Source organism: Citrobacter sp. R56, assembly GCF_016811995.1.
In the GTDB taxonomy this organism is placed as follows: domain Bacteria; phylum Pseudomonadota; class Gammaproteobacteria; order Enterobacterales; family Enterobacteriaceae; genus Citrobacter_D; species Citrobacter_D enshiensis.
Map to the genome: position 1 here is coordinate 2,414,521 of NZ_CP069159.1, position 13,118 is coordinate 2,427,638.

A 13,118-nucleotide genomic window follows, 5' to 3' on the forward strand; every position below is an offset into this window, starting at 1 on the left:
CTTAGCAATGTCGTTGCTGGCGCAGCTGTAACAGTGATTCGATCGGCATCGGCTGGCTAAAATAGAAGCCCTGAAGCTGGTCACATCCGGCAAGACGCAGCAGCTTCATCTGTTTTTCTGTCTCCACGCCTTCGGCAATGACCGCCATCCCGAGCGCGCTGGCGATACGGATAGTGCCGCTCACCAGCGCTGACGCCTGATCGTCATCATCCACCAGCCCTGCCAGCGATTTATCTATCTTAATGGTGTCGAAGTTAAACCGGCGTAAATAACCGATGCTCGAATATCCGGTCCCGAAATCATCCAGCGCCACCGCCGTACCCAGCGATTTTAAATTTGCGATGGCAGCGCGCGCCCTTTCCGGGCTTTCCAGCACATAGGTTTCGGTCACTTCCAGCTGTAAACGTCCCGCCGGAAACCCGGTTTCCTGCAACACGCCAGCTACCTTGTTCTCAAAATCCGGATCGCGGAACTGGGCGGGAGAAATATTCACCGACAGTTTAAGGTCGCTCAGCGGCTGGAGATCAAAACAGGCGCGGCGCAATACAAACTGGCCGAGTCGGTAGATCAACCCGCTGGTCTCGGCAATGCGGATAAACTCATCCGGTTTTAATCCACCAGCGGGTCGCCGATGCCAGCGAGCCAGCGCCTCAACGCCAATCATTTTTTGCGATCGGGCATCAACAATAGGCTGATACCAGACATCGAACTCTTCTCTTTCCAGGCCGAGGCGAATGTCATTTTCGATGACGATTTCCCGTTCCCGAACGCTGTTTAATTCAGAATCGTAATGCGTAATTCGCCCTTTGCCGGTACTTTTGGAGTGATACATCGCAATATCCGCCCGACGGAACAGTTCTGAACTGGTAATCTCCACCAGCGAGCCACTCGCAATACCAATGCTGGCGCCAATGTGGATAGTTCTTTCTCCCAAGCTAATGGGCGTATTGAGATAATCCAGAACACTGCCCGCAAATGCCGCCGCGCTTTCTTCCGCGCGCGCGCCGCCAACCATCATGGCAAATTCATCCCCGCCCATGCGTGCCAGCATCCCTTCCGGAGGAATTTTATCTCTCAGCGTTTGGGCAATGGTGACGATCAGCTGATCGCCCACGTGATGACCGTAAATGTCATTGACGTCTTTAAATCCGTCCAGGTCGATAAAAACCACGCTTTTCGTTCCCGGCTCGCCGCTTAACCTGGAGTGCTCCAGCTTTTCAATTAACGCGCGGCGGTTTGGCAAATGACTTAACCAGTCAATACGCGCGATGCGTCTTGCCTGCTGCTCACCTTTTGCCAGTTTATAGAGTCCAACGCTGCTCAACAGAATAAAGAGCAGGATTAACGCGGCGGCGAGTAAGACGATCTGCGTAATATCGGTTGAAGCAGCCTGCGCCGCCTGGACACCGGGCAGACGCGCCTGCCAGCTAAGATAACCAAGCAACTCTCCGGCCGAACTTTTCAGTGGTACGCTGGGACCAGCCGAGGGTTCAGCAGTATAGGTGAGGTCTTCTATCTGAAAGGTTCTACCCAGTCCACTCAGGATCTCTGGATTGAGATGGCGGGTAATGACCAGGTAACGACGTGCGCTTCCCTGAACGGGAAACCCTTCCGTCATCGGGCGAATCAACCCGATACCGACAAAAGCGACACCTTCCCGGGTGCGGGTTATTCCGGCGTAAATGTTTTTTTCGCTGGCGAGAGGCTGAGCATGTTGGTCGATCAAGAACTGCATACCCCGACCAAAAAAACGGAGGTTATCTTCCGTAAACGGCTTACCGTGAAATGCGCCCCACAAAACGTGAAAGTGCTCGTCGAGAATAAACGTGCCGTCATACAGGTTATTGATCTTAAGGCCTGAACCCCAGGTTTTAGATAACCATGCGGTGTCTAACGTGGGTCGATAAGCCTCTTTGACCGCCTCGTCCCAGACGGCATTGTCCAGTACCAGCGACCATACGCGATTCACCGAGGTTTGCACCGCCCCTTGTACCGACAGCGCCGTGCGGCGGTCGTCAATTTCGTTGGTTTTAGTGGTGATCAGATGAAGGGAAAGATAAAGCAGAGCCACGACCGAGATTATCAGACCTATCCCGGCCATAAAAATCATAACAAACAGCGTTTTTGCTGTAGGAATATTACGCCAGTGCAACAAATTTGCCATCCGGATCCCTCGCCCGTCGCCTGACTAATTGTATTATTTATAGCGTACTACAGCCGGAGAATTTCGCTGCCTGATTCTTTCAGGCAGTGATCACATCAGGCGAGTTTTATCATTATCATACCGGCCAACAGTAATACCACACCGACCCAGCCTTTGTTATTCAGACGTTGACCAAAAAGCACCCAACCCGCTGCCAGCGTGGCGGCAATACCAAACCCGCCCCACAACGCGTACGCCACGGAAAGGTCGATACCTTCTACGGCCTGAGACAGCGCACTAAACGCGGCCAGGACGGCGGCGAGAGACAACACACCGTAAATTTTACGCCGAAAACCGTCAGAGAATTTGAGAAAGACGTTAGCGACAATTTCCAGCACGATGGCGGCCGCCAGCCAGGCGCCGTGTACCCATTCAAACTGTTGCATGCGTCGCCCCTTTCACCGTTTTCACCGTTTTGGCGGGCTTTCGCGTACCGGATTTAATCAGCACAATGCCGAGCACCAGGGTCGCCAGCCCCGCGATTTTCATCGTTGACAACGCTTCATCAAATAACAGCACACTAAACAACGTAATAAATAAAATACCGATCCCTTCCCACAAGGCATAGGCGACGCCAAGGGCTATTTTTTTAACCGCAAACGAGAGAAAAATATACGAGAGGGTGATCATTACCAGCATCAAAATAAAACCTGTGTTGCCATCGCTAACACTGGCCCATTTCATCGACAACGTTCCGGTAATTTCGGTCGCAATTGCCAGCGCTAATAAAATCCAGTAAAACATGATACTTCTCCTGCTTGAGAATATAGTCCTGCGGATCTGCTGCATGCAGCAAACCAAAAATAAAATCAGATAGCTCAGCGCGTCGCGCCAGCTCAGGCAGAAGAAAGGGACTAAAGCGCGTTGCGCCAGAGCTGCTCACCAGCAAGCAGGAAGGTAGAAGAAGTACGAAGGTGTGTCGATGTAGAAAAAAACGTTCTGAACAAATTGTCCATAATATTACAATTATCCGCAGTGTTGCTTCTCGTCATCGCGGATGATAATTGTCCTCGGTAGTTAAACACGCCTGATTTGTACCACAGCTACAGATTTAACTCAAAACCTTTTCACTTCTTTACCTCAATCGTCTGATTTTTGGTAGCGCACTTCGACACAAATCACATTATTATAAACACCAGGAAGCAGAATTCAGGAATTACCATGGCAAAACCAATTATCACGCTCAATGGTCTAAAAATAGTGATTATGCTGGGAATGTTAGTCATCATTCTCGCGGGAATTCGTATTGCGGCGGATATCATTGTCCCCTTTATTTTAGCGTTATTTATTGCCGTTATTTTAAACCCGGTCGTACAACGGATGGTCAAATTACGCATCCCCCGCGTGCTGGCGGTATCATTACTGGTCGTCATCATTGTGATGGCGATGGTGCTCCTGCTGGCGTATCTGGGAACCTCATTAAATGAGCTCGCACGAACGCTGCCGCAGTACCGTTCGTCTTTGATCATCCCACTGAAAAGTATTGAGCCGTGGTTACAACGCGCAGGAATTGGCGTTTCTGTGGATGAACTGGCGAAATATATTAATCCTAACGCGGCCATGACGCTGGTCACTAACTTGCTGACCCAACTCTCTAACGCCATGTCGTCTATCTTTTTACTTCTGTTAACTGTCGTCTTTATGCTGCTGGAAGTGCCACAACTGCCCGGCAAGCTAAAACAGATGATGGCTAACCCCGCAGAAGGCATGTCTGCCATTCAGCGCGCAATTGACAGCGTTTCGCATTATCTGGTGCTGAAGACCGCCATCAGCATTGTCACGGGTCTGGTCGCCTGGGGAATGTTGGCGGCACTGGATGTACGTTTTGCTTTCGTCTGGGGGCTGCTGGCCTTTGCGCTGAACTATATCCCTAATATTGGCTCCGTACTGGCGGCGATTCCACCTATCGCTCAGGTGCTGGTGTTCAGCGGATTTTACGACGCGCTTGTTGTGCTGGCGGGATATCTGGCGATCAACCTGGTGTTCGGTAACATCCTTGAACCTCGAATCATGGGGCGTGGATTAGGCCTTTCGACGCTGGTGGTGTTTCTCTCATTGATTTTCTGGGGATGGCTGCTCGGTCCCGTTGGTATGTTGCTTTCGGTGCCGCTGACCATCGTCGTTAAAATCGCCCTTGAGCAGACAACAGGCGGTCAGAGCATTGCGGTTTTGCTTAGCGACCTCAATAAAGCCTGATATAAAAAACGGCCTCCGCAGAGGCCGTTCACATCATTGCCGAATGGCAGCTATCTTTAAAGCGCTTTCAGAATGGCATCCACGCTGGCTTTAGCATCACCAAACAGCATGTGGGTGTTTTCTTTAAAGAACAGCGGGTTCTGCACGCCTGCGTAGCCGGTGTTCATGGAGCGTTTGAAGACAATAACGTTCTGCGCTTTCCACACTTCCAGCACGGGCATACCGGCAATCGGGCTACGCGGATCGTCGAGCGCCGCCGGATTAACGGTGTCGTTCGCGCCAATCACCAGCACGGTGTCGGTGTCGGTGAAATCGTCGTTGATCTCATCCATTTCCAGCACGATGTCGTACGGCACCTTCGCTTCTGCCAGCAGCACGTTCATGTGGCCTGGTAAACGCCCTGCCACCGGGTGAATACCGAAACGCACTTTGATACCGCGTGCGCGCAGCTTCTCAGTGATTTCCGCCACCGGATACTGTGCCTGCGCCACCGCCATGCCGTAGCCTGGGGTAATGATCACCGAGTGGGAGTTTTTCAGCATGTCAGCGGTGTCTTCCGCATTGATTTCGCGGTGCTCACCCACTTCTTCATCATCCCCGGTTGAAGAACCGTCAGTACCGAAGCCACCGGCAATCACGCTGATAAACGAGCGGTTCATCGCCTTACACATAATGTAAGACAGAATCGCACCCGAAGAACCGACCAGCGCGCCGGTCACAATCAGCAGATCGTTACTCAACATAAAGCCCGCCGCTGCCGCCGCCCATCCTGAGTAGGAGTTCAGCATGGAAACCACCACCGGCATGTCTGCGCCGCCGATCGACGCCACTAAGTGCCAACCGAATGCGAGAGCAATAATGGTCATCACCAGCAGGGCGAGAACCTGCAGGCCGACGCTTTCGGTACGGACAAAGAGCACCATCAGCAGGAAGGAGACCACCAGCGCCGCCAGGTTCATTTTGTGGCGGTTCGGTAACATCAGCGGTTTGGAAGAGATCTTCCCACGCAATTTGCCAAACGCGACAACAGAACCGGTGAAGGTGACCGCACCAATGAAGATACCGAGGAACACTTCCGTCAGGTGAATGTTCACCAGAATCGGCTCCAGACCGGCTTCGTGGTACAGGTAGCTGTTGAAACCAACCAGTACGGCAGCCAGACCGACGAAGCTATGTAGGATCGCCACCAGCTCCGGCATTTCGGTCATTTCAACTTTCTTCGCCAGACGAATACCAATCGCGCCGCCGATGATCATCGCCACCAGAATCCAGGCAACGTTGCCAGTATCCGGGCCAAAAATCGTGGCAATCAGCGCAATCGCCATCCCGGCGATACCAAAGTTATTACCCTGCTGGGAGGTTTCATGTTTCGAAAGCCCCGCCAGACTGAAAATAAACAGGATCGCGGCAACAATGTATGCAGCTGTAACTAATCCTCCAGACATGTGTTACCCCTTAGTTTTTCCGGAACATTTTCAGCATGCGCTGAGTCACGGTGAAGCCACCGAAAATATTAATACTGGCGATAAGCACCGCAACAAAGCTCAGGAAGCTCACCCAGCCGCCCTGGCCGATTTGCAACAATGCCCCCACCACAATGATCCCCGAGATGGCGTTAGTGACCGACATCAATGGGGTATGCAGCGCATGCGAGACGTTCCATACCACGTAGTATCCCACCACGCAGGAAAGCGCGAACACCGTAAAGTGACCGAGGAACTCTTTCGGCGCTACATCCGCCAGCCAGCCGAAGAGGATGATTGCCAGGGCCATAAACGCGAATTTACGCCACGGCGAAGCCGGTTTTGCGGGTTCTTTCGGCGCAGGGGCCGCTTTTGCCGCAGCCTGCGGTTGGGCAGAAACCTGGATCGGCGGTGCCGGCCAGGTGATTTCGCCATCGCGCACTACCGTGACGCCACGAATCACCACATCGTCAAAATCAACGGTGACATTACCGTCTTTTTCTTTGCATAACAGTTTGAGCAGATTGACAAGGTTAGTGCCATACAGCTGGGAAGACTGCGTCGGCAGACGCCCCGGCAGATCGGTATAACCAATCACTTTCACGCCATTTTCGGTGGTCGTGATCTGGTTTGGCACGGTGTATTCACAGTTGCCGCCGTTTTGCGCGGCCAGATCGACAATCACACTGCCCGACTTCATGGAGTCAACCATTTCGCGGGTGATCAGTTTCGGCGCGGGTTTACCCGGAATAAGCGCCGTGGTGACGATAATGTCGACCTCTTTGGCCTGCGCCGCAAAGAGTGCCATTTCCGCTTTGATAAACGCTTCAGACATGACTTTGGCGTAGCCATCGCCGCTGCCTGCGTCCTCTTTAAAATCCAGCTCGAGGAATTCAGCGCCCATACTCTGGACCTGCTCTTTGACCTCCGGACGGGTATCGAATGCGCGAACAATCGCCCCAAGGCTGTTTGCCGCGCCAATCGCCGCAAGACCCGCGACGCCAGCGCCAATCACCATTACTTTTGCCGGAGGAACCTTACCCGCTGCGGTGATTTGACCAGTAAAGAAGCGACCAAATTCATGCGCGGCTTCAACGATAGCGCGATAACCGGCGATGTTCGCCATTGAACTCAGGGCATCGAGAGACTGCGCACGCGAGATACGCGGCACGGAATCCATTGCCATGACGGTGACATTGTGCTCGGCAAGTTTTTGCATTAATTCCGGGTTCTGCGCAGGCCAGATAAAACTGACCAGCGTAGTCCCGGCATTCAGCAACGGAATTTCTTCATCTTCTGGCGCATTGACCTTCAGGATTACCTCTGACTGCCAAACCGCATTTCCATCCACAATCTCAGCGCCTGCTTGCACAAACGCCTTGTCGTCAAAACTTGCCAGTTGACCAGCGCCGCTTTCAATCGCGACGGTAAAACCCAGTTTCAGCAGCTGCTCAACCGTTTTCGGCGTCGCGGCGACACGGGTTTCATTGGTAAACCGCTCTTTTGGTATGCCAATTCGCATAATATTCCCTTCCATCGTTTTTTTTGATGATGGTTTGTCAGTGATCGCAAGATGCATATGCACTCTTGCGGAAGAGGTAAGCTTTACCTCTGCAAAATAAAACAGTAACAAACTCTTTATAACCTACTGAAAATAGCGCCTGTGATCTAGCGCCAAAAAACAGTATTTATTGCTAAATTGGCAAAACATGAACGATTCAGCCTGCAGACAGGGATAATGACCTTGAAATAGCGCTCAAAGGCCGATAATCCGCTCAAGCGGAGCGGCAAAACATGATTTAGCGCCACCCATAAACATTCATTTAACATTAAATTAACTTATGCAATTCATAGACCTCATTAGATTTGGCGCTTAAAAGCCTGTTTTTTAGACATATCAGGCAATGTGATCGGCTTTGTAATGTCACGTGACACGATGAGTGAAAAATGACGCAGACATTGACAGGGATTAAATGCAATAATCAGCCACGTTTCTAGTCAATAACAATACCAGTACCTGGTTTGCGCAAGGCGAAGGATTATTTTTATGAAGCTTAAGAACACTCTCCTGGCGTCCGCACTTCTTTCTGCGACTGCTTTTTCTGTAAATGCAGCGACAGAACTGACGCCGGAGCAAGCGGCAGCACTTAAACCTTATGACCGTATCGTGGTCACCGGTCGTTTTAATGCCATTAGCGATGCGGTGAATGCTGCATCCCGCCGTGCAGATAAAGAAGGTGCAGCCTCTTTTTATGTTGTTGATACATCTGACTATGGCAGTGGCGGTAACTGGCGCGTCGTAGCCGACCTCTATAAAGCCGATGCTGAAAAAGCGGAAGCCTCCAAAAATCGCGTGATTAACGGCATTGTAGAATTACCAAAAGATCAGGCCGTTGCGCTGGAACCGTATGACACCGTGACGGTGCAAGGTTTCTTCCGTAACCAACCGGAAGTCAATGACGCGATCACCAAAGCAGCAAAACAGAAAGACGCTTACGCCTTCTTTATCGTTCGCCAGATTGATGCCAACCAGGGCGGCAATCAGCGTATCACCGCGTTCCTCTACAAAGCGGATGCGAAAAAACGTGTGATTCAGAGCACTGACGTGATTCCGGCTGATTCCGAAGCGGGACGCGCGGCACTGGCCGAGGGCGGCGAAGCGGCGAAGAAAGTTGAAATTCCGGGCGTTGCAGCAACCGCTGCGCCAAGCGCTGATGTGGGTCGCTTCTTCGAAACACAATCGACCAAAGGTGGACGTTACACTGTCACGCTTCCGGACGGAACGAAAGTCGAAGAGTTGAACAAAGCAACGGCCGCCATGATGGTGCCTTTCGACAGCATCAAGTTCACGGGCAACTACGGCAACATGACGGAAGTCTCGTATCAGGTTGCTAAACGTGCCGCGAAAAAAGGTGCCAAGTACTACCACATCACTCGCCAGTGGCAAGAACGTGGTAACAACATGACCATCAGCGCCGATCTGTATAAATAAGGTGCATCAGTAGCAAAATAAGGCGGCTTTTTGCCGCCTTTAGTATTTTTAATCATAAATCTTTCCATGATTATTGCATGCGCTCTCTTCTCTCCGTAAAATCCCGCGCCTTGAGATGCTTTCGCTATTTTTATGCATTTTGGCAAAATAATTATTCTCCCACTCTCGTTTTTACAACTGGATATCGATGGAAAAGAAACTGGGTCTGAGCGCGCTCACCGCGCTGGTACTAAGCTCAATGCTTGGCGCAGGTGTTTTCAGTCTGCCGCAAAACATGGCGGCAGTTGCCAGCCCGGCGGCATTATTGATTGGTTGGGGTATCACCGGCGCAGGCATTTTACTGCTGGCCTTTGCCATGCTGATCCTGACGCGTATTCGCCCCGACCTGGATGGCGGGATCTTCACCTACGCGCGTGAAGGATTTGGCGAGCTGATTGGCTTCTGCTCCGCGTGGGGATACTGGTTATGCGCCGTTATCGCCAACGTCTCCTATCTGGTGATTGTCTTTTCGGCCCTCAGCTTCTTCACCGATACGCCTGAGCTGCGTCTTTTTGGCGACGGCAATACCTGGCAGTCAATCATCGGCGCATCCGTGCTGCTGTGGGTGGTTCACTTTCTTGTGCTGCGCGGCGTGCAAACGGCGGCAAGCATTAATCTGGTCGCCACACTGGCAAAACTCCTGCCGCTCGGACTGTTTGTCATCCTGGCGTTCATGTTGTTTAAGCTCGACACCTTCCGTCTCGATTTTACCGGTCTGGCGTTGGGCGTCCCGGTCTGGGAGCAGGTGAAAAACACCATGCTGATCACGCTCTGGGTGTTTATCGGCGTGGAAGGTGCGGTCGTTGTTTCCGCGCGCGCCAGAAATAAACGCGACGTTGGACGCGCCACGCTGCTGGCAGTCATCTCCGCGTTGGGCGTTTATCTGCTGGTAACCCTGCTCTCTCTCGGCGTGGTTGCCCGTCCGGAACTGGCGGAGATTCGTAACCCGTCCATGGCCGGTCTGATGGTCAAAATGATGGGACCGTGGGGCGAAATCATTATCGCCGCGGGGCTGATTGTCTCGGTGTGCGGTGCGTACCTGAGCTGGACCATTATGGCGGCGGAAGTGCCATTCCTGGCCTCAACGCACAAAGCGTTCCCGCGTATTTTCGCGCGTCAGAACGCTCAGGGCGCCCCGTCAGCGTCACTGTGGTTAACCAATATCTCAGTTCAGGTTTGTCTGGTCCTGATTTGGCTCACAGGTTCCGATTACAACACGCTGCTGACCATTGCCTCAGAGATGATTTTGGTGCCTTATTTTCTGGTTGGCGCCTTCTTGTTGAAGATTGCCACGCGTCCTCTTCATCAGGCCGTGGGTGTCGGTGCCTGTATTTATGGTTTATGGTTGTTGTACGCGTCCGGCCCCATGCATCTGTTATTGTCGGTGGTGCTTTATGCGCCAGGACTGCTGGTTTTCCTCTATGCACGCAAAACACATACGCATGATAATGTGTTAAACCGTCAGGAAATCGTCCTGATTGGCCTGCTGTTAATGGCTTCGGTTCCAGCGACGTGGATGTTGGTGGGGTAAGAATCGCCCCATCGTTTGATACCAAAAGGAGATTACGATGGGTAAGCATCCGTCCTTGCCAATTCTTATCACCGGTGGAGGCCGTCGTATCGGCCTCGCCCTCGCGTGGCACTTCCTGAATCAACAACAGCCGGTCATTGTGAGTTACAGGACGCGCTATCCTGCCATTGCGCTTTTAGAAAAGGCCGGTGCGGTATGCATTCAGGCCGATTTTTCAACCGATGAACGCGTGCTGAGCTTTGCGGAAGAGGTCAAAGCACAGACTGACGGATTGCGCGCGATTCTGCATAATGCCAGCGCCTGGAGGCCAGAAACGCCCGATACGCCGCTCTGTGATGTGTTGTCATCAATGCTGCAGATCCACGTCAATACCCCCTACCTGCTCAACCACGCCTTAGAAAGTCTGTTAGTCGGTCGCGGACATGCCGCCAGCGACATTATTCACTTCACCGATTACGTTGTGGAGCGCGGCAGCGATAAGCACATTGCCTATGCGGCCAGTAAAGCGGCGCTGGACAACATGACCCGCTCATTTGCCCGAAAACTGGCCCCGGACGTCAAGGTTAACGCCATTGCCCCTTCACTCATTTTATTCAATGAAGGCGATGATGCGGCGTACCGCGAGCAGGCGCTGGATAAATCACTGATGAAAACAGCGCCAGGTGAAAAAGAGGTCATCGACGTCGTTGATTACCTGCTCACCAGCGGCTTTGTGACAGGACGTAGTTTTGCCGTTGATGGCGGGCGCCACTTACGTTAATGCAGCTTTATCCAACAGACGATCAGCAGCCAGGCGCTTACCCCCCAGCATAAGACCGAGCCGCCAAGGGCGACCGGTAAGCGCATAAAGCCGGTGAAGTACCACAATGAAACCAGATACACAAAATAGGGAATGATCGACCACATACTAAACACGATGGTCGTACGTAACGCCTCTACCCCGCGCTCACTGGCCACAATATAGTGTGCAATAAGCGCAAACGTTGGAAACAGAGGGATTAACCCGGCGATATAATAATTTTTTGTTTTTGCCAGCACACCGATCAACACCACCACCAGCGCACCCAGCGCGGCTTTTATAACGAGTCCCATTCCTCTGCCTTAACACATCGATAACATCAGTCTCTAGCATAACGGAAGCGATCTCGTTTAGAAAAGATTAATAGCAGCGAAAACAGCGGCGGTGTATGTTGTCGTTTTATATTCATAATGAATGATATGAACACCATCGTATTTGTCGAAGATGAACCCGAAGTCGGCTCGCTGATTGCTGCCTACCTGGCCCGGCATGATATTGAGGTCATCGTTGAGCCTCGGGGCGATCGGGCTGAAGAGGTTATTCTGCGCACGCAACCCGATCTGGTGTTGTTGGATATCATGCTGCCGGGCAAAGACGGCATGAGCATTTGCCGCGACCTGCGCGAGCGCTGGCGTGGCCCCATCGTTCTGCTCACCTCGCTGGATAGCGATATGAATCATATCCTTGCGCTGGAAATGGGCGCCTGCGACTACATTCTGAAGACCACGCCACCTGCCGTGCTGCTGGCACGCCTGCGTTTGCATCTACGTCAGAGCGAACAGTCCGCCCATTCGAAAGGCATCCAGGATGCCATTGTCGCACCGCATAAAACGCTACGTTTTGGCACGCTCGCCATAGACCCCATCAACCGTACGGTGGTGTTATCAGGTGAGCCGGTTTCACTTTCCACAGCAGACTTTGAGCTTCTTTGGGAACTGGCAACGCATGCCGGGAAAATAATGGATCGCGATGCGTTGCTGAAAAACCTACGGGGCGTAAGTTATGACGGGCTGGACCGCAGTGTGGACGTGGCGATTTCCCGTCTGCGGAAAAAATTGCAGGATAGCGCCACCGAGCCTTACCGAATTAAAACGGTTCGCAACAAAGGCTATTTGTTTGCTCCCCATGCCTGGGAAGATGCGCAACATGATTGATCGTTACAACGTCACATCTGAACCAAAGAAGGCTTTCTGATTGTGACGTCAGTTGCTCCCCCTTTTTACACTCGACCGGCTGCGATGAGCGGACGTTAGCCTCACGCGGATATCATCCGTTTGTCGGGGGCTGTCTAAACGGGAATGGCTCGGATTACAGGAACACTTAGATTTTAAGTGCAGCAAGGATTGCGGCTTCCATTTTCTCTGGGGTGGTGAACGGTGCAAAACGCTTGATCGGTTTGCCGTCGCGCCCGATCAGGAACTTAGTGAAGTTCCACTTGATTCGCCCACCCAGTACGCCTGGCAATTCTGCTTTCAGGTAACAAAACACCGGGTGCGTAGCGGCGCCGTTGACCTCCACTTTCTCGAACATCGGGAAGCTCACACCGTAGTTGATGTAACAGGTCTGAGCGATTTCGTCGGTGCCGCCGGGCTCCTGCTTACCGAACTGGTTGCAGGGGAAACCAAGCACTACCAGCCCCTGGTCGGCGTACTTCTTGTAGAGCGCTTCAAGTCCTGTGTATTGCGGCGTGAAGCCACAATGACTGGCGGTATTAACCACCAGAACCAGTTTACCCGCGTAGTCGGCCATAGAGATGAGCTGACCACGCAGGCTGGTGGCAGTCAGTTGATGAAAAGTGGTCATGTCGGAATCCTCAAAGCAGTGGCGATTTAGTAATACACTGTCGCAAATTAATTACGTTTAGATTGAGACAAAGTTTGATAAATTTTCCCTGC

Annotated in this window: 12 protein-coding genes; 5 read left to right on the top strand and 7 right to left on the bottom strand. The window is 52.2% G+C overall.

All coding sequences use genetic code 11. From position 1 onward, the window contains the following. Position 1 precedes the first annotated feature (1 nt). From JM656_RS11485 to mdtJ, 3 genes are all read right to left on the bottom strand, one after another. On the bottom strand, positions 2-2,164 hold the full coding sequence (locus JM656_RS11485; RefSeq protein ID WP_203357907.1) for a bifunctional diguanylate cyclase/phosphodiesterase: 2,163 nt from the start codon (positions 2,162-2,164) through the stop codon (positions 2-4). Between the two features lie 95 nt (positions 2,165-2,259). Then, on the bottom strand, positions 2,260-2,589 hold the full coding sequence (gene mdtI, locus JM656_RS11490; RefSeq protein ID WP_203357908.1) for a multidrug/spermidine efflux SMR transporter subunit MdtI: 330 nt from the start codon (positions 2,587-2,589) through the stop codon (positions 2,260-2,262). After that, positions 2,576-2,947, bottom strand: coding sequence for a multidrug/spermidine efflux SMR transporter subunit MdtJ (mdtJ, locus tag JM656_RS11495; RefSeq protein ID WP_370552270.1), 372 nt, complete (start codon positions 2,945-2,947; stop codon positions 2,576-2,578). The genes mdtI and mdtJ overlap by 14 nt, the downstream gene beginning before the upstream one ends. A gap of 417 nt (positions 2,948-3,364) precedes the next feature. Here mdtJ and JM656_RS11500 point away from each other — a divergent pair, with 417 nt between their 5' ends. Further along, positions 3,365-4,399, top strand: a complete 1,035-nt coding sequence (locus tag JM656_RS11500) for an AI-2E family transporter (RefSeq protein WP_203357909.1) — start codon at positions 3,365-3,367, stop codon at positions 4,397-4,399. A gap of 56 nt (positions 4,400-4,455) precedes the next feature. On the opposite strand, the gene pntB is transcribed toward JM656_RS11500, so the two are convergent. Continuing rightward, the gene (pntB, locus tag JM656_RS11505; RefSeq protein WP_203357910.1) at positions 4,456-5,844 is read right to left on the bottom strand and encodes a Re/Si-specific NAD(P)(+) transhydrogenase subunit beta; all 1,389 of its coding nucleotides are present in this window, start codon (positions 5,842-5,844) and stop codon (positions 4,456-4,458) included. A gap of 10 nt (positions 5,845-5,854) precedes the next feature. Next, a complete protein-coding gene (pntA, locus tag JM656_RS11510; RefSeq protein ID WP_203357911.1) occupies positions 5,855-7,384 on the bottom strand; it encodes a Re/Si-specific NAD(P)(+) transhydrogenase subunit alpha in 1,530 nt (509 codons plus the stop codon). Between the two features lie 525 nt (positions 7,385-7,909). On the opposite strand from pntA, the gene ydgH reads away from it, so the two are divergent. The 3 genes from ydgH to folM all read left to right on the top strand — a co-directional run bounded on the left by ydgH (position 7,910) and on the right by folM (position 11,184). After that, entirely contained in the window at positions 7,910-8,854 is a 945-nt protein-coding gene (gene ydgH, locus JM656_RS11515; RefSeq protein WP_192612141.1) for a DUF1471 family protein YdgH, read from the top strand. Positions 8,855-9,041: 187 nt separating this feature from the next. Continuing rightward, on the top strand, positions 9,042-10,424 hold the full coding sequence (locus JM656_RS11520; RefSeq protein WP_203357912.1) for an amino acid permease: 1,383 nt from the start codon (positions 9,042-9,044) through the stop codon (positions 10,422-10,424). Between the two features lie 37 nt (positions 10,425-10,461). After that, positions 10,462-11,184: a dihydromonapterin reductase gene (folM, locus tag JM656_RS11525; protein WP_203357913.1), complete on the top strand. Its 723-nt coding sequence runs from the start codon at positions 10,462-10,464 to the stop codon at positions 11,182-11,184. On the opposite strand, the gene JM656_RS11530 is transcribed toward folM, so the two are convergent. Continuing rightward, entirely contained in the window at positions 11,181-11,516 is a 336-nt protein-coding gene (locus JM656_RS11530; RefSeq protein ID WP_203357914.1) for a GlpM family protein, read from the bottom strand. The two genes, folM and JM656_RS11530, sit on opposite strands and share 4 nt — an antisense overlap. A gap of 126 nt (positions 11,517-11,642) precedes the next feature. On the opposite strand from JM656_RS11530, the gene rstA reads away from it, so the two are divergent. Further along, on the top strand, positions 11,643-12,377 hold the full coding sequence (gene rstA / locus JM656_RS11535) for a two-component system response regulator RstA (RefSeq protein WP_203357915.1): 735 nt from the start codon (positions 11,643-11,645) through the stop codon (positions 12,375-12,377). 166 nt (positions 12,378-12,543) lie between these two features. Here rstA and JM656_RS11540 read toward each other — a convergent pair whose 3' ends face one another. Beyond that, positions 12,544-13,026, bottom strand: a complete 483-nt coding sequence (locus JM656_RS11540; protein ID WP_203357916.1) for a glutathione peroxidase — start codon at positions 13,024-13,026, stop codon at positions 12,544-12,546. Positions 13,027-13,118 lie beyond the last annotated feature (92 nt).